At 68.6% G+C, this 17,685-nt stretch carries 25 protein-coding genes; 10 read left to right on the top strand and 15 right to left on the bottom strand.

Annotated features, from left to right (window positions below):
- Positions 1 to 175 precede the first annotated feature (175 nt).
- Both P7B02_RS05340 and P7B02_RS05335 read left to right on the top strand, forming a co-directional pair.
- Positions 176 to 922, top strand: coding sequence for a M23 family metallopeptidase (locus P7B02_RS05340; protein ID WP_277785293.1), 747 nt, complete (start codon positions 176 to 178; stop codon positions 920 to 922).
- Between the two features lie 60 nt (positions 923 to 982).
- Entirely contained in the window at positions 983 to 1,942 is a 960-nt protein-coding gene (locus P7B02_RS05335; protein WP_277785292.1) for an alpha/beta fold hydrolase, read from the top strand.
- A 180-nt stretch (positions 1,943 to 2,122) separates the two neighbouring features.
- Here P7B02_RS05335 and rpsU read toward each other — a convergent pair whose 3' ends face one another.
- Positions 2,123 to 2,356 carry a 30S ribosomal protein S21 gene (gene rpsU / locus P7B02_RS05330; RefSeq protein ID WP_111275467.1) on the bottom strand — a complete coding sequence of 78 codons (234 nt, stop codon included), beginning with the start codon at positions 2,354 to 2,356 and terminating at the stop codon, positions 2,123 to 2,125.
- A gap of 125 nt (positions 2,357 to 2,481) precedes the next feature.
- On the opposite strand from rpsU, the gene P7B02_RS05325 reads away from it, so the two are divergent.
- The gene (locus tag P7B02_RS05325; RefSeq protein ID WP_431355800.1) at positions 2,482 to 3,177 is read left to right on the top strand and encodes a COQ9 family protein; all 696 of its coding nucleotides are present in this window, start codon (positions 2,482 to 2,484) and stop codon (positions 3,175 to 3,177) included.
- On the opposite strand, the gene P7B02_RS05320 is transcribed toward P7B02_RS05325, so the two are convergent.
- From P7B02_RS05320 to P7B02_RS05300, 5 genes are all read right to left on the bottom strand, one after another.
- The gene (locus P7B02_RS05320; protein ID WP_277785291.1) at positions 3,174 to 4,259 is read right to left on the bottom strand and encodes a 5-(carboxyamino)imidazole ribonucleotide synthase; all 1,086 of its coding nucleotides are present in this window, start codon (positions 4,257 to 4,259) and stop codon (positions 3,174 to 3,176) included. The two genes, P7B02_RS05325 and P7B02_RS05320, sit on opposite strands and share 4 nt — an antisense overlap.
- A 5-nt stretch (positions 4,260 to 4,264) precedes the next feature.
- Complete coding sequence (gene purE, locus P7B02_RS05315) at positions 4,265 to 4,756, bottom strand: 5-(carboxyamino)imidazole ribonucleotide mutase (RefSeq protein ID WP_277785993.1); 492 nt, start codon at positions 4,754 to 4,756, stop codon at positions 4,265 to 4,267.
- A gap of 91 nt (positions 4,757 to 4,847) precedes the next feature.
- Positions 4,848 to 5,063: a YdcH family protein gene (locus tag P7B02_RS05310; RefSeq protein ID WP_277785290.1), complete on the bottom strand. Its 216-nt coding sequence runs from the start codon at positions 5,061 to 5,063 to the stop codon at positions 4,848 to 4,850.
- A 62-nt stretch (positions 5,064 to 5,125) separates the two neighbouring features.
- Positions 5,126 to 5,572 (bottom strand): TIGR02444 family protein, encoded by a 447-nt coding sequence (locus P7B02_RS05305; RefSeq protein ID WP_277785289.1) that lies wholly within the window; start codon positions 5,570 to 5,572, stop codon positions 5,126 to 5,128.
- Positions 5,569 to 6,171 (bottom strand): UbiX family flavin prenyltransferase, encoded by a 603-nt coding sequence (locus P7B02_RS05300; protein WP_277785288.1) that lies wholly within the window; start codon positions 6,169 to 6,171, stop codon positions 5,569 to 5,571. The genes P7B02_RS05305 and P7B02_RS05300 overlap by 4 nt, the downstream gene beginning before the upstream one ends.
- 106 nt (positions 6,172 to 6,277) lie before the next feature.
- Between P7B02_RS05300 and P7B02_RS05295 the strand changes: the two genes are divergently transcribed.
- Positions 6,278 to 6,451: a YdcH family protein gene (locus P7B02_RS05295; RefSeq protein ID WP_277785287.1), complete on the top strand. Its 174-nt coding sequence runs from the start codon at positions 6,278 to 6,280 to the stop codon at positions 6,449 to 6,451.
- A gap of 58 nt (positions 6,452 to 6,509) precedes the next feature.
- Here P7B02_RS05295 and P7B02_RS05290 read toward each other — a convergent pair whose 3' ends face one another.
- From P7B02_RS05290 to P7B02_RS05280, 3 genes are all read right to left on the bottom strand, one after another.
- On the bottom strand, positions 6,510 to 7,220 hold the full coding sequence (locus P7B02_RS05290) for a DUF1013 domain-containing protein (protein WP_277785286.1): 711 nt from the start codon (positions 7,218 to 7,220) through the stop codon (positions 6,510 to 6,512).
- A gap of 90 nt (positions 7,221 to 7,310) precedes the next feature.
- Positions 7,311 to 8,039: a DUF72 domain-containing protein gene (locus P7B02_RS05285; protein ID WP_277785285.1), complete on the bottom strand. Its 729-nt coding sequence runs from the start codon at positions 8,037 to 8,039 to the stop codon at positions 7,311 to 7,313.
- A 25-nt stretch (positions 8,040 to 8,064) separates the two neighbouring features.
- Positions 8,065 to 9,027, bottom strand: a complete 963-nt coding sequence (locus tag P7B02_RS05280) for an NAD(P)H-quinone oxidoreductase (protein WP_277785992.1) — start codon at positions 9,025 to 9,027, stop codon at positions 8,065 to 8,067.
- A gap of 85 nt (positions 9,028 to 9,112) precedes the next feature.
- On the opposite strand from P7B02_RS05280, the gene P7B02_RS05275 reads away from it, so the two are divergent.
- Both P7B02_RS05275 and P7B02_RS05270 read left to right on the top strand, forming a co-directional pair.
- Positions 9,113 to 9,322, top strand: a complete 210-nt coding sequence (locus P7B02_RS05275; RefSeq protein WP_277785284.1) for a DUF1192 domain-containing protein — start codon at positions 9,113 to 9,115, stop codon at positions 9,320 to 9,322.
- 88 nt (positions 9,323 to 9,410) lie between these two features.
- Positions 9,411 to 9,938 (top strand): DUF1465 family protein, encoded by a 528-nt coding sequence (locus P7B02_RS05270; protein WP_277785283.1) that lies wholly within the window; start codon positions 9,411 to 9,413, stop codon positions 9,936 to 9,938.
- A gap of 110 nt (positions 9,939 to 10,048) precedes the next feature.
- Here the strand turns inward: P7B02_RS05270 and rpmE are convergent, their stop codons facing one another.
- Positions 10,049 to 10,273, bottom strand: a complete 225-nt coding sequence (gene rpmE, locus P7B02_RS05265; RefSeq protein WP_277785282.1) for a 50S ribosomal protein L31 — start codon at positions 10,271 to 10,273, stop codon at positions 10,049 to 10,051.
- A 115-nt stretch (positions 10,274 to 10,388) separates the two neighbouring features.
- Between rpmE and P7B02_RS05260 the strand changes: the two genes are divergently transcribed.
- Positions 10,389 to 12,242: an ABC transporter transmembrane domain-containing protein gene (locus P7B02_RS05260; RefSeq protein WP_277785281.1), complete on the top strand. Its 1,854-nt coding sequence runs from the start codon at positions 10,389 to 10,391 to the stop codon at positions 12,240 to 12,242.
- Here the strand turns inward: P7B02_RS05260 and P7B02_RS05255 are convergent.
- The 5 genes from P7B02_RS05255 to thiE all read right to left on the bottom strand — a co-directional run bounded on the left by P7B02_RS05255 (position 12,239) and on the right by thiE (position 16,108).
- Positions 12,239 to 13,309, bottom strand: coding sequence for a glycerophosphodiester phosphodiesterase (locus P7B02_RS05255; RefSeq protein WP_277785280.1), 1,071 nt, complete (start codon positions 13,307 to 13,309; stop codon positions 12,239 to 12,241). The genes P7B02_RS05260 and P7B02_RS05255 overlap by 4 nt on opposite strands.
- 43 nt (positions 13,310 to 13,352) lie before the next feature.
- The gene (locus P7B02_RS05250; RefSeq protein WP_277785279.1) at positions 13,353 to 14,150 is read right to left on the bottom strand and encodes an inositol monophosphatase family protein; all 798 of its coding nucleotides are present in this window, start codon (positions 14,148 to 14,150) and stop codon (positions 13,353 to 13,355) included.
- 6 nt (positions 14,151 to 14,156) lie between these two features.
- Positions 14,157 to 14,723, bottom strand: coding sequence for an elongation factor P (efp, locus tag P7B02_RS05245; protein WP_277785278.1), 567 nt, complete (start codon positions 14,721 to 14,723; stop codon positions 14,157 to 14,159).
- A gap of 224 nt (positions 14,724 to 14,947) precedes the next feature.
- Positions 14,948 to 15,355 carry a hypothetical protein gene (locus P7B02_RS05240; protein WP_277785277.1) on the bottom strand — a complete coding sequence of 136 codons (408 nt, stop codon included), beginning with the start codon at positions 15,353 to 15,355 and terminating at the stop codon, positions 14,948 to 14,950.
- A 108-nt stretch (positions 15,356 to 15,463) separates the two neighbouring features.
- Positions 15,464 to 16,108 carry a thiamine phosphate synthase gene (thiE, locus tag P7B02_RS05235; protein ID WP_277785276.1) on the bottom strand — a complete coding sequence of 215 codons (645 nt, stop codon included), beginning with the start codon at positions 16,106 to 16,108 and terminating at the stop codon, positions 15,464 to 15,466.
- Positions 16,109 to 16,238: 130 nt separating this feature from the next.
- Between thiE and P7B02_RS05230 the strand changes: the two genes are divergently transcribed.
- From P7B02_RS05230 to P7B02_RS05220, 3 genes are all read left to right on the top strand, one after another.
- Positions 16,239 to 16,424, top strand: coding sequence for a (2Fe-2S)-binding protein (locus P7B02_RS05230; RefSeq protein ID WP_277785275.1), 186 nt, complete (start codon positions 16,239 to 16,241; stop codon positions 16,422 to 16,424).
- A gap of 131 nt (positions 16,425 to 16,555) precedes the next feature.
- Positions 16,556 to 17,053 carry a bacterioferritin gene (gene bfr, locus P7B02_RS05225; RefSeq protein WP_277785274.1) on the top strand — a complete coding sequence of 166 codons (498 nt, stop codon included), beginning with the start codon at positions 16,556 to 16,558 and terminating at the stop codon, positions 17,051 to 17,053.
- Between the two features lie 63 nt (positions 17,054 to 17,116).
- Positions 17,117 to 17,674 (top strand): tryptophan-rich sensory protein, encoded by a 558-nt coding sequence (locus P7B02_RS05220; protein WP_277785273.1) that lies wholly within the window; start codon positions 17,117 to 17,119, stop codon positions 17,672 to 17,674.
- Positions 17,675 to 17,685 lie beyond the last annotated feature (11 nt).

Here is a 17,685-nt window from a genome sequence, read left to right as displayed (position 1 = left end):
GCCGGCTTCGAGATGATCGAAGCCGGCGCGCTCGACCCTATGGTCAAGCTGAGCCCTATTCCGGACAATAACTCTAACTAGTTCTTGCGCCTCATCATCGAAGAACGTCGTCGCGCGGCCGTCTGATCTCGGCGGGCCGCATATAGAAGCGCGACCCTCAGACGAGGTCTAAGAATTGTCTACCGACGTCATTGACGGACGGGTCCCGTACATGGGCCTCGCCGCCATCCTGGGCTCCTGCGCCCTGTGGGGCGTGTTCGCCCTGACCGCCATCGGCGCCGCGCGCCCGGAGGCGGACCTGACCTTCATCTCTCGCCCCGAGCCCGCGCCTGTCGTGGTCGCCAAGGCCGAGCCCGCGCCGCCGCCGCCGGCCTATAGCTTCGTCACACCCCTGCCGGGCCAGCAGGTCAACTCTCCCTTCGGCATGCGCCAGCTGCCGTGGGAGGAGGCCGGCCGCCTGCACAAGGGCGTGGACATCGCCGCCCCCGCCGGCGCGCCCGTGCTGGCCACCCTGCCGGGGACGGTGATCCGCTCGGGCGAAGACGCCGCCTATGGCCGCTTCATCGAGGTCGAGCACAAGGACGGCCTGTCCTCGCTCTACGCCCACCTGGGCCGCAAGGCGAAAGGCATCCGCAAGGGCGCGGCGGTCGAGGCCGGCCAGGTCCTCGGCCATGTGGGCTCCTCCGGCCGCTCCACCGGCTCGCACCTGCATTTCGAGATCCGCAACGACGGCGACCCGGTGAACCCGACCTTCTTCATGGGCCGCCAGTTCGCCACTGCCGAGGATCTGCCCCTCACCGCCGCCGCCCGCGTCTCGCGCAAGGTGCGCATGGCGACGGTGTCCAAGTGGCCCGCGCACGTGCGCAAGAAAGCGGCGGCGAAGGGCGAAAGGCCGCGAGCGACCATCCGCCTGGGCGAATGATCGTCGTCGCGTTGCGGCTTTGTAATTCGCTAAAGCCGCAAGCCTGATTATCTAGGCGACATGCTCAGCTTCACCGTTCGCGCCGTCTCCTGTCTCGTTCTCGCCTTCATCGCCTGGATCGCCGTGGGCGGGGCCATGTCGATCGCCGCGCCGCAGCCGCGCGGCAAGTTCTATGACGTGGGCGGGCGCAAGATGCGCTTGGTCTGCGAAGGACCGGCCGCCGCCTCGCCCACCGTCCTGCTGGAGGCGGGCGCCTTCGGCTTCGCCGCCGACTGGGGCGCGGTGCAGGAGGCCCTGACGGCCGAAGGCATCCGTTCCTGCGCCTATGATCGCGCTGGCATGGGCTTCTCCGACCCCGCCCCGACCCCGCCGACCGGAACCTCGACCGAGGCCGATCTGGAGGCGCTGCTCGACGCCGCTGGCGAAAAGGGCCCCTTCGTCCTCGTCGGCCACTCGATGGCGGGCCTGCGCATGCCCCAGTTCACCGCCGCCCGGCCGGAGCAGGTGCGCGGCGTGGTCTTCGTCGACGCCTCTCCGCCGCCGCCCAAGCTCGACAACGAGACGCTGGAGCGCAACAGCCGCTTCGCCAAGCGCTTCACCGTCATGTCCCGCTGGGCCGCCCGCGGCGCCGCCCTGGGCCTCTACAAGCCGTTGAAGGGCACCCGCCTGGCCGACAAGATCGGCCTGCCGCCGGAGGCTTCCGCCGAAAAGCGCTGGGCCTTCGCCAACGCCGGCCACAACCGCGCCGCCGCCCGAGAGATCGCCGCCTGGCGGCCCCTGGTGACCGAATCCATGAAGGCGCCGCCCTTCCCGAAGGAATGGCCGGTGGCGGTAGTTACCGCCGGTGGCGCCACGCCCGAACGCGCCGAGCGCAAAAAATCCCAGGTCGGCCCCGCCGAACGCTCCGATCACGGCTACATCCGCCACGTGGAAGGCGCCGGCCACAACACCCTGCTCGGCCGCACCTACGCCCACGAGATCGTCAAGGCGGTGAAGTTCGTGATGGAGAAGGGGAAGTAGATCCTCTCCCTTTGGGGGAGGGGGACCGCGAAGCGGTGGAGGGGGCTTCCAGCCCAGCTGACCCCCTCCATCCCTCTGGGACACCTCCCCCGGAGGGGGAGGATCAAAAGCAAAAAGGCCGCGCACCGGAGAGTGCGCGGCCTTTTCGATGTCTAGCGAGCCGGTCGGCCCGCCGAAGATTTAGCGCGAGGGCTTCTTCGGCGCGGCGATCAGGCCTTCGCGCTGGGCGCGCTTGCGGGCCAGCTTGCGGGCGCGACGGACGGCTTCAGCCTTTTGGCGAGCGCGCTTTTCCGACGGCTTTTCGTAGTGGACGTGGCGCTTCATCTCGCGGAACGAGCCTTCGCGCTGCATCTTCTTCTTCAGGGCCTTCAGGGCCTGATCGACGTTGTTGTCGCGGACAAAAATCTGAACCAGGGGACTCTCTCCGGTCGGTTGGTCGGCCCCCTGATACGGGCGCGCGAAGAATAATGAGTGGGGTCGGCAGGGCGAACCCGGCCGACGTGAGGCGGGCGAAATAGCAGAACCCTACCTGCTTGTCCATGCGCGACGGCCACTTCGGCACGATGTATCATGACGCCATGACCAAGCGTGACGCCGACTCCACAGATTGGGCCGACAAGGCCGAGCAAAGCCTTCTGGACGCGGCCATCGCCCGCGCCCCGCGCCTGGGCTGGAGCGGCCCTCTGGTCGCCGCCGCCGCCCGCGACGCCGGCTTCTCGGCGGCCGAAGCCGAGCTTCTGCTGCCCCACGGGGCCCGCGATCTGGCCGCCTTGCTGTCCCACCGACACGATTCCCAGGCCCTGGCGGCCCTGCCCGACGGCGCGACCCTGAAGATTCGCGAGCGTATCCGGGCAGGCGTCGTCGCCCGTCTGGACGCGGCCGCCGCTGATCGCGAAGCCGTGCGACGCTGGACCGGCTTCCTGGCTTTCCCCACCAATTTTCCCCTGGCCCTCAAGCTGGTCTGGGAAAGCGCCGATTCCATCTGGCGCTGGGCCGGCGACACGGCCACGGACGAGAACCACTATTCCAAGCGGGCCATCGTCTCGGGGATTCTCATCTCGACCCTGGCCCTGGATCTGACCAACGGCCGCGAGGCGGCGCTCGCCAGCCTCGACGCCCGCATCGATAACGTCATGGCCTTCGAGAAGTGGAAGGCGACCACCAAGCTGAAGCCGTCGCAGTTGGCGGCGGAAGTGGCCGGGGCGCTGGGGCGTCTGCGGTACGGGGCGGCCTAGAGGGGCCGCAGCCGGTTCACGTGGCCCATCTTGCGGCCGGCCTTCACCTCGCGCTTGCCGTAGAGGTGGACGCGGGTCTCCGGCTCGGCGGCCAGCTTGGCCCAGGCCAGGACTTCCTCGCCCAGCAGGTTGACCATCTCCACATGCGCCAGGGCGTGGGTCGGGCCCAGGGGCCAGCCGGCCACGGCGCGGATGTGCTGCTCGAACTGGTCGACTTCGCAGCCGTCCTGGGTCCAGTGGCCGGTGTTGTGGACGCGCGGGGCGATCTCGTTGACCAGCAGCCGGCCGTCCTTCAGCTCGAACAGCTCGACCCCGATCACCCCCACATAGTCCAGGCCCGACAGGATCTGGGCGGCGATGCGCTCAGCCTGTTCGCGCAGCTTGGCCGAAACCTTGGCCGGGGCCGAGGTCCGGCGCAGGACGCCGTTCTCGTGATGGTTCTCGGCCAGGGGATAGACGGCGATCTCGCCGTCGCGGCCGCGGGCGGCGATCACCGACAGCTCGCGCACGAAGTCGGCGCGGCCCTCGACGATGGCCGGCTTGCCGCCGATGGCGGCGAAGGCCTCGGCGGCGCTGGCGTCGGTGGCGTGCTCCACCCAGGCCTGGCCCTTGCCGTCATAGCCGTCGCGGCGGGTCTTCAGCAGCACGGGCGCGCCGAACTCGGCGGCGGCGGCCTTCACGGCCTCGGCGTCGTCGGCGGCGGCGAAGGGCACGGTGCCGACGCCCACGCCGTTCAGGAAGCTTTTCTCGGTCACCCGGTCCTGGGCGGCGGCCAGGGCGGCGGCCGACGGGGCCACGGGAACGCCGGCCTCGGCCAGGGCGCGCAGGGCGGCGGCGGGGACGTTCTCGAACTCGGTGGTCACCACCTGGGCCACGGCGGCCAGGGCCTTCAGGGCGGCGGGGTCGTCATATTCGGCGACGATGATGTGCGCGGCCACGCGCGAGGCCGGCGAATCCTCGTCCGGGGTCAGGATGGCCACGTCGAAGCCCAGACGGGCCGCCGCCTGGGCCAGCATCCGGCCAAGCTGCCCGCCGCCGAGGACGCCGATGGTCGAACCCGGGGGGAGGGGGAAAGTCGTCACGGGGATCAGTCCTCGACCGTCTCGGCCACGCTGTCAGTCTGCGCCGCGCGGAAGGCGGAAAGACGGCCGGCCAGGGCCTCGTCCGACAGGGCCAGGATCTGCGCCGCCAGGATGCCGGCGTTCTTGGCGCCGGCCACGCCCACGGCCAGGGTGCCAACCGGCACGCCGCCCGGCATCTGGACGATGGACAGCAGGGAATCGAGGCCGTTCTGCAGCTTGGACTCCACCGGCACGCCCAGCACCGGCAGGTCGGTCATCGACGCCGCCATGCCCGGCAGGTGCGCCGCGCCGCCGGCCCCGGCGATGATCACCTTGAAGCCCGCGGCCTTGGCGCCCTTGGCGAAGGCGAAGAGACGGTCCGGCGTGCGGTGCGCAGAGACGACCTTGGCCTCATAGGCCACGCCCAGAGCGTCGAGGTTGTCGGCGGCCCACTTCATGGTGGGCCAGTCCGAGCGGCTGCCCATGATGATGGCGACGGGCGGCTTGGCGGCGCTCATGGCGTCTTCGATCCCTTTGGGGCTCATAGGAAACGGGGCCCCGGAAGGGCGCGGAGTATAGGCGCCGCTTTCGATGCGGCAACTGCGCTGGTTAAGCGATGATGTCGGGGGTCAGAAGGCCTTCCAGATGCGTGATCTGGTCGCGCAGGGCCAGCTTGCGCTTCTTCAGCCTCGCGATCAGCAGCTGGTTGGGCAGGGGCTGCGCCTCGATGGCCTCGACGGAGGCGTCGAGGTCGGCGTGCTCCTGGCGCAGCTCCGCCAGTTTCTCCAGCACCACGCTGTCGAGAAGCGGTTCGTCATCGTTCATGTGCGCCCCCCTACAGGCAGTCGGCAGTTCAACATCAAAGCACGCGCCTCGTTAAAGGCGCCTCAAGACAGCAGCGTGGCGAGGTTCGCCATTTTCGTGTCCGGCGCGCCGCCGAACGCCATGGCGGCGGCGGCCAGCGCCTCGCCCACCGGACGCGTCGGGCCGGGTTCGCCGGCGGTCGCCTGCAGGCTCTCCATCAGCAGGCGCTCGGCCCCGAACTCGACACCCTTCACCTGCTCGCGCAGGGCCAGGCGCGCGGCCTCGGCGGTTCCGGGCATCTCGGTCTTCAGTCGGCGGCGGGCTGCGCGCAACGGAGCGACCACCTCGGCCTCCCAGGCGCGGGCCATGGCCACCGCGCGGATCGCCTCCACCCGGCGGCCTTCCAGCGCGGCCCAGGCGGCGAACAGCAGATAGGGCACGCTCTGGCCGTGCTCGTCCTGCAGCTCCACGCAGGCTTCGCTCACGCCCGGCCGCTCATAGGCCGACAGCGCCCAGGTCCAAAGGCTCATGCCTCGCCCCCGAGCACCGGCGACAGGTCCTCGCCCCAGCGCTTCACCGGTTTCCAGTCCAGGCCGAACAGGTCCAGCGCCCGGCCCACCGACTGGTCGACCATCTCCTCGATGCTCTTGGGCTTGGCGTAGAAGGCGGGCAGGGGCGGGGCGATCACCGCGCCCATCTCGGACAGCTTGGTCAGGGTCCGCAGATGGCCCAGGTGCAGCGGCGTCTCGCGCACCATCAGCACGAGATTGCGGCGCTCCTTCAGGGTCACGTCGGCGGCGCGGGTCAGCAGGGACGAGGTCACGCCCGTGGCGATCTCGCTCATGGTCCGCACAGAGCAGGGGGCGATGATCATGCCCAGGGTCTGGAAGGAGCCGGAGGCGATCGACGCTCCCACGTCCGAAACGCGATGCACCACGTCGGCCCGGGCGTTGACGTCGGCCGGGGACAAGCCGGTCTCCTGGCTCAGGGTCAGGACCGCGGATTTGGAAAGGATCAGGTGGCTTTCGACGCCCAGCTCGCGGCAGGCGTCCAGGGCGCGAAGGCCGTAGACCACGCCCGAGGCGCCGGAAATCCCGACCACCAGCCGCGTACGCCCCTCTGTCGTCATGGTTCCGTCACCCTCATGACTCACGCCTGCAACCATATGTGATCTGACAGCCCCGCAAAGCGGGTGTTCACTGTCGTCGTCACAGCAAATTTAGGAGCCGAGAGCCATGGCCATCGAATCCCGCATCCGCGAATTGGGCGTCCGACATCAGACGCTGGACCGCACGATCGAGGACGAGATGCGCCGCCCGGTATTCGACGAAGTCCGCCTCAGGGCCTTAAAGCGGCAGAAACTCCGACTTAAGGAACAGATAGAGACTCTTAAGTCTCGAGCCCACTGACGGAAATCGTCGCTTCGGCCCCGCCTCTCGCAGGCGGGGCCGAAGTTCATTTCGGGCCTTAGTCTTCTTCGTCCGCGACGGGCGTCGACTTGCCGAACACGTCTTCAGCCGACAGGCCGCTGCCGCGGCGGTAGTCGATTTCCTCGACTTCCGGCTCGGGCTCGGGGGCCTCGAGTTCGCCGGCCGGGCGCAGGGTCGCGCCGTCCGGATCGGTGATGCCGCGCTTGGCGTCGTCCTTGGCCTTCTTCTCGGCGGCCTTCTTGACCAGGGCGTCCAGCTCCAGCTGGCCGACCAGGCCCAGGGTCACGGGATCAACCGGCTTGATGTTGGCCGCGTTCCAGTGGCTGCGGTTGCGCACCTGCTCGATCGTGGCCTTGGTGGTGCCGAGGATCTTGGCGATCTGGGCGTCAGTCACTTCCGGGTGGTTGCGGATGAACCAGGCGATGGCGTCCGGACGGTCCTGACGGCGCGACACCGGGGTGTAGCGCGGGGCCTTCTTGGTCGGCTTCAGCAGCTCGGCGTGACGGCTCACCAGGGCCTTCATGCGGTACTTGTCGCTGGCCTGGGCCTTGTCGAGCTCTTCGCGCGACAGCTGGCCGTTGGCGATCGGGTCGGCGCCGCGGATGTCGCGCGCGACTTCACCGTCGGCGATGCCGCGGACTTCCAGCGGGTGCAGGCCGCAGAAGTCGGCGATCTGCTCGAAGGTCAGCGAAGTGTTGTCGACGAGCCAGACGGCGGTCGCCTTCGGCATCAGGATTTGGTCGGCCATGAGACCCTCCAGAAATGACGGCGCCCGGCCTTTCGGCCGGGCGGGTATTGGAGCACACCTATACTGGGCTTCCATGACGAAGCAAAGGGTTCAGGCGCGCTCGGTCAGCTTTTTCAACACCTTGGCGTCCTTGGGCGCGGCGCTCTTCTGGTCGTTGTCGAAGTACACATGCACATCGCGCCTGCCGCGCCGCCATCCCGTGACCCGTTCCGCCAGCGTTTCCAGCTCCGCCTGCGGGTAGCGGCCGTGATAATGCCCGCCCGGCCCATGCATCCGCACATAGACCAAATCCGAGGTCGCCTCCCAGGGCGACGGCGCGTCGTGGTGGTCGCTGATGCACAAGGCGGCGCCGTGATCCTCCAGGATTTTCAGCACCGTCGGCTCGTACCAGGTCGGATGCCGGAACTCGACCGTGACGCGCGGCGTCCTGGGCAGCCAGCCCAGGAAGCGCTTCAGCCGCTCATCGTCCCGCTTCAGCATCGGCGGCAGCTGCACCAGCGCCGGACCCCGCCGGTCGCCGAGGTTCTCCATCACCCCGAACACCAGCTTCACTGAGTCCTCGCAGTCCTTCAGCTTCTTGTTGTGGCTGATGTAGCGCGAGACCTTCCAGGCGAAGCAGAAGCCGTCCGGCACGCCCCCGGCCCAGGCTTTGACCGCCTTCTCGGTGGGCAGGCGATAGAAGCTGCCGTTGATCTCGCAGGCGTCGAATTGTGTGGCGTAGAAGGCCAGCCGATCCTTCAGCCGCAAGTCGTCCGGATAGAACGGCCCTTTCCAGTCGTCATAGGTCCAGCCGGAGCATCCGATGCGAAGGTCGGTCATGCGGGCTGAACGCGCGGCGCGGGATTTAGGTCGTCAGCACCACCTTCCCCACATGGGAGCCCGCCTCCAGGTGCGCGTGCGCCCTGGCCGCCTCGGCCAGGGGGAAGGTCGCGTCGATGCGCGGCTTCAGCTTGCCGGCCGCCACCCACGGCCAGACGATGCGCTCGACCTCGGCGGTCAGCCGCGCCTTTTCGTCGGCGTCGCGGGGGCGCAGGGTCGATCCGGTCAGCACCGCGCGCTTGCGCATCAGGCCGAAGACCGGGACGTTCAGCGTTCCGCCGCCCAGGCTGGCGATATAGACGATGCGCCCGCCGGTCTTCAGGGCGTCCAGGTTCTGGTCGAAATAGTTGGCCCCGACCATGTCCAGCACCACATCGACACCGCCCGCCGCCTTGGCGGCCTCGGCGAAGTTCCCGTCGGCGGCGTCGATAGAGACGTCCGCGCCCAAGGCCTTGGCCTCCGCCGCCTTGTCGGCGCCGCGTCCGGTGGCGATTACCTTGGCGCCCGCCGCCTTGGCCATCTGGATCGCCGTGGTGCCGATGCCCGAAGTGGCGCCGTGAACCAGCAGGGTCTCGCCTTCCTTCAGCGCCCCATGCTCGAACACATTGGCGAACACCGTGAACACCGTCTCCGGCAGGGCCGCCGCCTCAACCAGGCTCAGGCCATCGGGGATCGGCAGGGCGTGTCGGGCGTCCACCACGGCGTATTGCGCGTAACCGCCCCCGCCCAGCAGGGCGCAGACCTTGTCCCCCACCTTCCAGCGGCCGGCGGCGACGACCACCTCGCCCGCGACCTCCAGGCCCAGGGTGTCCGGCGCGCCCGGCGGCGGCGGATAGGCGCCCAGCCGCTGTAGCAGATCGGGACGGTTCACCCCGGCGGCGGCCACCTTGATCAGGATATCTCCCGCTTTGGGACTGGGGCGGGGCAGGGCGACGGGCTTCAGCGCCTCGGCCGGGCCGGAGCCGTTCTCCACCGCGATCGCGGTCATGGTCTCGTTGCTCACCGGGCTCTCCAAAGCTTGCGTTCGACCCTAGCTAGGGCTCACATGTCGCCCCCACAAGCGGAGGCGAGCCATGGACGAGCCGGTTGAACCGCGTCGCGGACGCGGAGAAGCGCTGAACGAGATCCTCAGGGAGGACCTTGAGCTGCAGGGAGTCGCTGAACTCCAGGACCGCATCGCCCTGCTTGAGACGGAAATCGCCCGCACCCGCCTGCATCTCGAAACGAAACAGGCCGGCCGCGCCGCCGCCGACGCCCTGTTCGGCGGTCTGCGCGACGATTGAACTCTGGATAGTTCTGGCACGGGCGTTGCACCCATGGGCCATGTGCGGCCATTAGTGTGCCGCGACCTGGTTGAAGGCTATGATTCCAATGAGTGACGCGCCCACGGCGGCATCGACGGTCTGGCGGGCTGGCGTGATCGAGGATTTCGCCCGCTCCGAACTGTTCGACAAGACCTTCGAGGAAGGCATGGAGCTCGTTGAGGTCTGCGCCGCCTATCTCGACGGCGTCGGCCGCCAGGATTCCAAGATGCTCTCGCGCAACGCCGCCCTGGCCTATGCGGCCGAGAGCATGCGCCTGACCACCCGTCTGATGCAGGTCGCCTCCTGGCTGCTGGTGCAGCGCGCCGTGCGCGAGGGCGACATGGAGCCGGCCGCCGCCTGCGAGTCCCGCTACCGCGTGGGTGACGAGGCCCTGAGCCCCACCACCGAGGTTCCGGAACACGAGGGCCTGCCCTCCAGCTTGGTCGAACTCGTCGGCCGGTCGGAGCGCCTCTATGAGCGCGTCCGCCACCTGGACCAGCGCATGTACGTCGACGGCGAAGCCGCGGTGGAGGCCCCGAACCCGGTGCTGTCCCAGTTCACTCGCCTGCAGGACGTGTTCGGCAAGGCGTCGTAATCACTGGTGCGTCCAGTCGAAGGACGCACAGAACCCCAAACACGAAAAAGCCGGCGCGCTTTTCCAGCGCGCCGGCTTTCCAGCCCCAGGGCGTTTCCGCCCTTACCGGATTATTTCTTGGTGAAGGCGCCGAACTTGGCGTTGAAGCGCGAAACGCGGCCGCCGCGGTCCAGCAGGTGGGCGTTGCCGCCAGTCCACGCCGGGTGCGTCTTCGGGTCGATGTCGAGGTTCAGGGTCGCGCCCTCTTTCCCGTAGGTCGAACGGGTCTGGTAGGTCGTGCCATCCGTCATGACGACGTTGATGAAGTGATAGTCGGGGTGCGTGTCTTGTTTCATCGGGCGATCCAACCGACTAAGCGGCGTGAAAATTTGTGTCGTGTCGGCCCCGAGAGGCTGACCGCGAAGACGCGCGGCTATACAGAAGGCCCGGCGTATTGGCAAGAGGTTGGTCATGAGTGAGGCGAACGGAACGGACACGGATGCGGGGGCTCGCCCCGGCGCCGGGGCCGAGGTCGCCCAGAATCTGCAGGCCGCCGCGGCCCGCCGCGCCAAGAGCCGCAATGTCCGCGCCCTGGGCCGTCTGCTGCCCTTCTTGGCCGCTCACAAGGCCGACGCCGGCTTGGCCCTGATCTTCCTGCTGTGCTCCACGGCGGCGACCCTCGGCCTGTCCGTCACCCTGCGCCTGCTGGTCGAGCAACTGACCAACGGCCAGCCCACGGCGGCCAGCATCAATCCCTGGTTCGCCCTGATCGGGATCAACGCCCTGATTCTGGCGGCGGCCACGGCCCTGCGATTCTTCTACGTGACCAAGACGGGCGAGCGGATCATCGCCGACCTGCGCGCGGCCCTCTATTCCCACGTCCTGACCCTGGACCCCGGCTTCTTCCTGAAGACCCGCACGGGTGAGGTGCTGTCGCGGGTGACGACCGACATCCAGATCGTCGAGAACATGATCACCACCTCGGTGTCGGTGGCCTTGCGCAACACCCTGATGCTGATCGGCGCCCTGGCCATGCTGTTCGTGGTCAGCCCGCGTCTGACCGGCTTGGTGCTGTTGCTGTTCCCCTTCGTTCTGGCGCCGCTGTTCCTGTTCGGCCGCCGGGTGCGCAAGCTGACCACCTCCACCCAGGACCGCTTCGCCTCGGCCGTTGGCTATGCCGGAGAGACCCTGGACGCGCTTGAGACGGTCCAGGCCTTCGGCCGCGAGAGGAGCGCCGCCGCCCGCTTCGGCGAGGCGGTGGAGGACACCTTCCGCATGTCCCTGCGCCGCATGGGCGCGCGGGCCACCATGACCGCCCTGGTCATCGGCCTGGTGTTCGGCGGCATCGTCGTCGTCTTCTGGCTGGGGGTGAACGCCGGCCTGCGGGGCGAGATGACCTGGGGCGCGCTGATGCAGTTCGCCTTCCTGTCGGTCATGGCCGCCGGCTCCGTCGGCGCCATCGGCGAGGTCTGGGGCGAGGTGCAGAAGGCCTCCGGCGCCATGGAGCGGATTGGCGAACTGCTGGCCGCCAAGCCCGGCGTCGCCGCTCCCGACAAGCCCGTCTCCATGCCAAAGCCGGCGCGGGGCGAGATCGCCTTCGACGACGTCACCTTCGCCTATCCCGGCCGTCCCGACCTGCCGGCGCTGAAAGGCTTTGATCTGAACGTTCGGCCAGGCGAGACCGTGGCCCTGGTCGGCCCCTCGGGGGCAGGCAAGAGCACGGTGCTGCGCCTGCTGCTGCGCTTCTACGACCCGCAGGCCGGCGCGATCCATCTGGACGGGGTGGAGTTGCGCGACGCCGATCCGGCGGAGGTCCGCGCCCGCATGGCCTTGGTGTCCCAGGAAAGCCCCCTGTTCTCCGGCTCGGCCATGGACAACATCCTGTTCGGCCGCGAAGGCGCGACCATCGCCGACGGGACCACGGCCGCCGAGGCCGCCCAGGCCGCCGGCTTCATCGCCAACCTGCCGGAAGGCTTCAACAGTCCGGTGGGCGAGCGCGCCAAGACCCTGTCCGGCGGCCAGCGCCAGCGTCTGGCCATCGCCCGCGCCCTGGTCCGCCAGGCGCCGATCCTGCTGCTGGACGAGGCCACCAGCGCCCTGGACGCCGAGAACGAGCGCCTGGTGCAGCACGCCCTCACCGAGGCCATGAAGGACCGCACCACCCTGGTCATCGCCCACCGCCTGGCCACCGTCCTGGCGGCGGACCGCATCGTGGTCATGGACGAGGGCCGCGTGGTCGAGCAGGGCACGCACACCGAGCTGTCCGCCCGCGGCGGCCTCTACGCCCGCCTGGCCAAGCTCCAGTTTGGTGGTGAGGCCGCCTAAGCGTCCCGCGCCTGAACAGCCAAGCCCGGGAAGTCGCTGAACACGCCGTCGACGCCGGCGGCGTACAGGGCCTTCAGGACCGGGATCACGTCGCCCTGCAGGCGCGGATGGTCCGGACGGATCGCCATCCCCTTCTTCAGGCTCTTGGGCAGGAAGTAGTTCTCGGCGCGGACGGTCCAGGGGTGGACCACCAGGCCCGCCGCGTGGGCGTCCTTCACCAGGCTGGTGGCCGGCAGCAGGGTCTCTTCGTTCTGCGGAACCGCCAGGGTCTTTTCCGGGCCCAGGCCGCTGGCGTAGCCGGCGATGGCCTTCAGGCCGTCGGGCGTCAGCATCTCGGCATAGGTCTTGTTCGGCAGGTCCGCCGGTCCGCCCTCGGACGAGACAAGCTGCACCAGCCGGGCATTGGTCCGCCGGCGGATGGTCTTCAGCGGCGTCACCTCGAAGCACTGCACGAAGACCGGGGCGTCGGGACTGTCCAGACCGGTCTCCCGCAGGGCGGCGGCCATGCGGTCCTCGATGGGCAGGCCGACGGAGGCCAGGAAGGTTGGGTGCTTCATCTCCGGATAGACGCCGATGACGCGGCCCACCCGCGTGCTCTCGGCGCGGGCCAGCGCCACCACTTCCTGGAAGGTCAGGATCTGGGCCTGGCCGTCGAACTTGGCGCTGGCGGGGCGCAGCTGCGGCAGGCGTTCGCGGGCGCGCAGGCTCTTCAGCTCCGCCAGGGTGAAGTCCTCGGCGAACCAGCCGGTCAGGCTCTCGCCGTCGATGACCTTGGTGGTCTTGCGGGCGGCGAATTCGGGCCGGGCGGCCACGTCGGTGGTGCCGCCGATCTCGTTCTCGTGGCGGACGACCAGATGACCGTCCTTGGTCACCACCAGGTCCGGCTCGATGAAGTCCGCGCCCTGGTCCACGGCCAGCTTGTAGGCGAGCTCGGTGTGCTCCGGCCGCTCGCCGCTGGCGCCCCGGTGGGCGATGACGATGGGTTTTTTGGACTGCGCCCGGGCGGCTTCGGCGACGAAGGGCAGGGCGAGGGCGGAGGCGGCGAGCGCGCGGCGGGTCAGCGTCATGACCGCCAGCTTAGCCGGCGATCATGACAGCTGCACAGTCGGCTTAGGCCGCCTGAAGCTTCTCCAGCACCAGCGGGTGCAGGTCGAGATTGGAGGCCAGGATCGAGGCGCCGCCGGTCACGCCGGCTTCCTCGCCCGACAGGTCGGTGACCTTGCCGCCAGCTTCACGGACCATCAGCACGCCGGCCGCGACGTCCCAGCTGTTGAGGTTGCGCTCCCAGTAGCCGTCGTAACGGCCGGCCGCGACCCAGGCCAGGTCCAGCGCCGCCGAACCGAAGCGGCGCACGCCGGCCACCCGTTGGGTGATCTGGTGCAGCTCCTTCAGGAAGGTGGCGTGGCCCGGCTTGCCCGCGAACGGGACGCCCGTGGCCAGGACCGCGTCCTCAAGGTTGCGGCGGGCGGCGACGCGCAGGCGCTTCTCCATGCCCAGATACGCGCCCTTGCCCTTTTCGGCCCAGAACAGGTCGTTGGTGGCGGGGTTGTAGGTCACGCCCGCCACGATCTCGCCCTCGCGCTCGAGCGCGATGTTCACCGCGAAGTGCGGGATGGCGTGCAGGAAGTTGGTGGTGCCGTCCAGCGGGTCGACGATCCAGGTGTGGGTCTTGTCCGTGCCCTCGATCACGCCGCGCTCTTCACCGATGAAGGTGTAACCGGGGCGCGCCTTGGTCAGGGCTTCGAAGATCACCTGTTCGGCCTTCAGGTCGGCGGCCGACACGAAGTCGGCCGTGCCCTTGCGGGAGACCTGCAGTTCGCCCAGCTCGCCGAAATCGCGCGAGAGGCCACGCGCGGCCTTGCGGGCCGCGTCGATCATGACGGTGACGACGGCGGAGGGGGTGGCCACGGCGGATCAGTCCGCGCGGCGGACGTACTCGCCCGTCTCGGTGGAGACGAGCACGCGTTCGCCGGCTTCCATGTACGGCGGGATCATGACGCGCACGCCGTTGTCGGCCTTGGCCGGCTTGTACGACGACGAAGCGGTCTGGCCCTTCACCGTGGCTTCCGCCTCGACGATGGTGACAACGACGTGTTCCGGCAGCTCGATGCCGATCGGACGCTCTTCGTGGAACTCCACGACGACGGTCATGCCGTCCTGCAGCCAGGGCACGCGGTCTTCGCCGACGAAGTCCTCATGGAGGGTGATCTGCTCGTAGGACTGGCCGTCCATGAACACCAGCATCTCGCCCTCCGCGTAGAGGAAGGTGTGGTCCTTCTGCTCCAGGGTGACGCGCTCGACCTTGTCTTCCGAACGGAAGCGTTCGTTCAGCTTGCGGCCGTCGATCAGGTTCTTCAGTTCGACCTGGGCGAAGGCGCCGCCCTTGCCCGGCTTCACGTGGGAAGCCTTCACGCAGGCCCACAGGCCGCCCTCGTGCTGGATCACCATGCCGGGTTTGATGGTGTTGCCGTTGATTTTCATGTGTTTGGAGTCCGGGAAATTTGGCCGCGGAACCTAACGGCGAGACCCTTTGAAAGCAAGGTAGGGCCTTTTCTCCTCCCCCGTGCAACGGGGGAGGGGGACCGCGAAGCGGTGGAGGGGGCGCAGACTGCGTTCCGAGCCGGACTGGAGAGCGCCCCCTCCGTCTCGTCGCTGCGCGCCGATCCACCTCGCCCGCACGCTTTGCTACGGGGGAGGAGAAAGACCTACTGCGCCGCCTTGGGCAGGCTGTCCTTCTTCTCGCAGGCCATCTTCCCGGCCGGGCCGACGATGGCGCCGATGCCGGTGTCCTTCTGGCCGGCGCGCCAGTTCTTGGGCAGCTTGCCGTCGCCCTTGTAGTCGAGGCCCAGGTCGATCACCCCGTCCGCCGCGCAGTCCACGGCGAACATCATGATCGGCGACTTCGAAGCCGCCCAGGTCGCATAGGGCGCCGCCTTGCCGCCGGACGCATAGCGCAGCACCACCATGCCGCTCTGCTCATCCACCTTCATGAAGTCGCTGTCGTACCGGAACGACGGGTCCCCGGGGACGGGCTGCCAGTTCTCGGCCGAGGCCCCGGACACAAACGGCGCGCTGAGCGCCAGACCAACCAGACACACCACGAGCCGTCTCATGACCGCTCCTCCCATAGTCTTGTTGTTATGGGAGGACGCTACGCCCGGTCGCGAGGCCGCGCAATGAATGTGTCTGGATTGTGTCTGAAAGCTTGGCCGTAACCCGGCTCAGCGCCGCGTCAGGCCCTCGTCGATGGCGGCGTTCAGGGCCTTCACGCCCGCGGCCGGGCCTTGAGGATGCTTCCAGACCCCCGCGCTCACCGCCAGGAAGTCCGCCCCGGCGGCGGCCAGATCGGCGGCGTTCTCCGCCGTGATCCCGCCGATGGCGACGCAGGGGACCTCCATGGTCTCCTGCCAGATGCTCAGAATGTCCGGCTCCGCGCGGGTGGAGGCGTCCTTGGTCTCGGTGGGGAAGAAGGCGCCGAAGGCCACGTAGTCGGCCCCGGCTTCAGCCGCCTCCATGGCCAGGTGCCGGCTGGCATGGCAGGTCACGCCCACCATGGCCTTGGCGCCCATCGCCCGCCGCGCCTCGGCGCAGCTGGCGTCTTCCTGGCCCACATGCACCCCGTCGCAGCCCAGCTTCGACGCCAGGTCCGGGCGGTCGTTGAGGATCACCGCCACCCCGCGCGCCTGGGCGATGGGGGACAGGGCGTGGACAGCCGCCTCGACCACTGTGTCGGGAACGTCCTTCAGCCGGATCTGCAGGGCGGCCACGTCCCCGGCGTCCAGCGCCTCGGCCAGCAGGCGGCCGAAGGCGGCCAGGTCCTCGATGGCGGGCGGGGTGATCAGGTAAAGGCGGCATTCGGCGGTCATGGCCGCTCCCTAGCCGATTTCGCCGATGGCCGCGACCTGCGACGCGCGGGCGCAGGTGCAAATGACTTGCAGAGTCAGTGTGTCCCATATTAGATGCGAATGATAATCAATCGGTCGGGTTTCGCGTCCCTTGTACGTCTGCAACTGCAACGGCATCCGTGAACGTCAGGTCCGCGCGGCGATCGACGCCGGCGCGTCCCGTCCGGCTGAAATCTTCCGCGCTCACCAGTGCCAGGCGCAATGCGCCAAGTGCGTCTGCGAGATGCGCCAGATGATCGAAGAATCCCGTCAGGCCCTGCGTTTCGCGGCCGAATAGGCCCCGTTTTCAGCAACTGCGAAGCGCTTGCGAAGAAAAGCGTGCGCCTGCGAAACACTTGCACACAAAGCAGTTGAAGCTCTGATCCTGATCAATCAGGTTCCGCCCGAACCCGCGATCAGGAGAGACCAATGCAGGGCGACAAGACCATCATCAACCTGCTCAACGCCGTGCTCACCAACGAGCTGACGGCGGTGAACCAGTACTTCCTGCATGCGCGGATCTACCAGCATTGGGGTTTCGCTCGTCTGGGCAAGATCACCTACGATGAAAGCATCGGCGAGATGAAGCACGCCGACATGCTCATCAAGCGCATCCTGTTCCTGGATGGCCTGCCGAACCTGCAGGACCTGCACAAGCTGAAGATCGGCGAGACCGTGCCGGAATGCATGACCGCCGACCTCGCGGTGGAGCAGGTCGGCCACGCCACCCTGGTCCCCGGCATCGCCGCCTGTGAAGCCGCCAAGGACTATGTCAGCCGCGACCTGCTGCTGAAGATCCTGGAAGACACCGAGAACCATATCGACTTCCTGGAGACACAGCTTGGCCTGGTGAAGGCGCTGGGCGAGCAGAACTACCTGCAGTCGGCCCTGGGCGAACTGGTCGGCGAAGGCCACGCCGACGGCTGAGGCCGCGACGGCGGAACCGGTCTAGGTTCCGCCGGTTCTCCTTGCGTCAGCAGGGAGGACGCCATGGATCTGATCGACACCGCCCAGGACAAGATCGAAGACCAGCTCAACAGCCGCGGGCGCGGCGTCGCCCACGTGGCCCTCGGCGTCGCCGTCTGCGCCGCCATCGCCGGCGGCACGGCCCTGCTGGCCATCAAGCGCGCCCCGCCCGCCGCTCCGGTCGAGGAAGCCACGGCCACGGACGGCGCGACGGTGAAGCCGTCCAAGCCGACCCTGTCCCTGCTGCTGCCGGCCCTGTTCTCCTTGTCCAGCCTGTCGGCCTTGCGCATCTGGAATGCGCCGAACAGCCCGCGCCGCACGCGGGCGCTGGCCCTATGGGCTGTCATGCAGGGCGTGAACGCGGCCATGGTCTGGATCGCGCCCAAGCGCCGCTCGGCCCAACTGGTCGGCACGCTCGCCACCGCCGGCATCACCGCCGCCTATTCCGAAACCGCCAAGCGCATCGACACCAAGGCCGCCGGCATGGTCGCTCCCTATGCGGGCCTGATGAGCTTCACCAGCGCCATGGCCGGGGACATCCGCCGCTCCCGCGAACAGCACGACCCGGCGACCCTTCACTGAGCCTTGTTCGC

The organism is Caulobacter segnis (assembly GCF_029543125.1).
GTDB classification, from domain to species: domain Bacteria; phylum Pseudomonadota; class Alphaproteobacteria; order Caulobacterales; family Caulobacteraceae; genus Caulobacter; species Caulobacter segnis_D.
The sequence above is the reverse complement of the archived record's forward strand: the minus strand, read 5'-3'. Positions and strand labels throughout refer to the sequence as shown.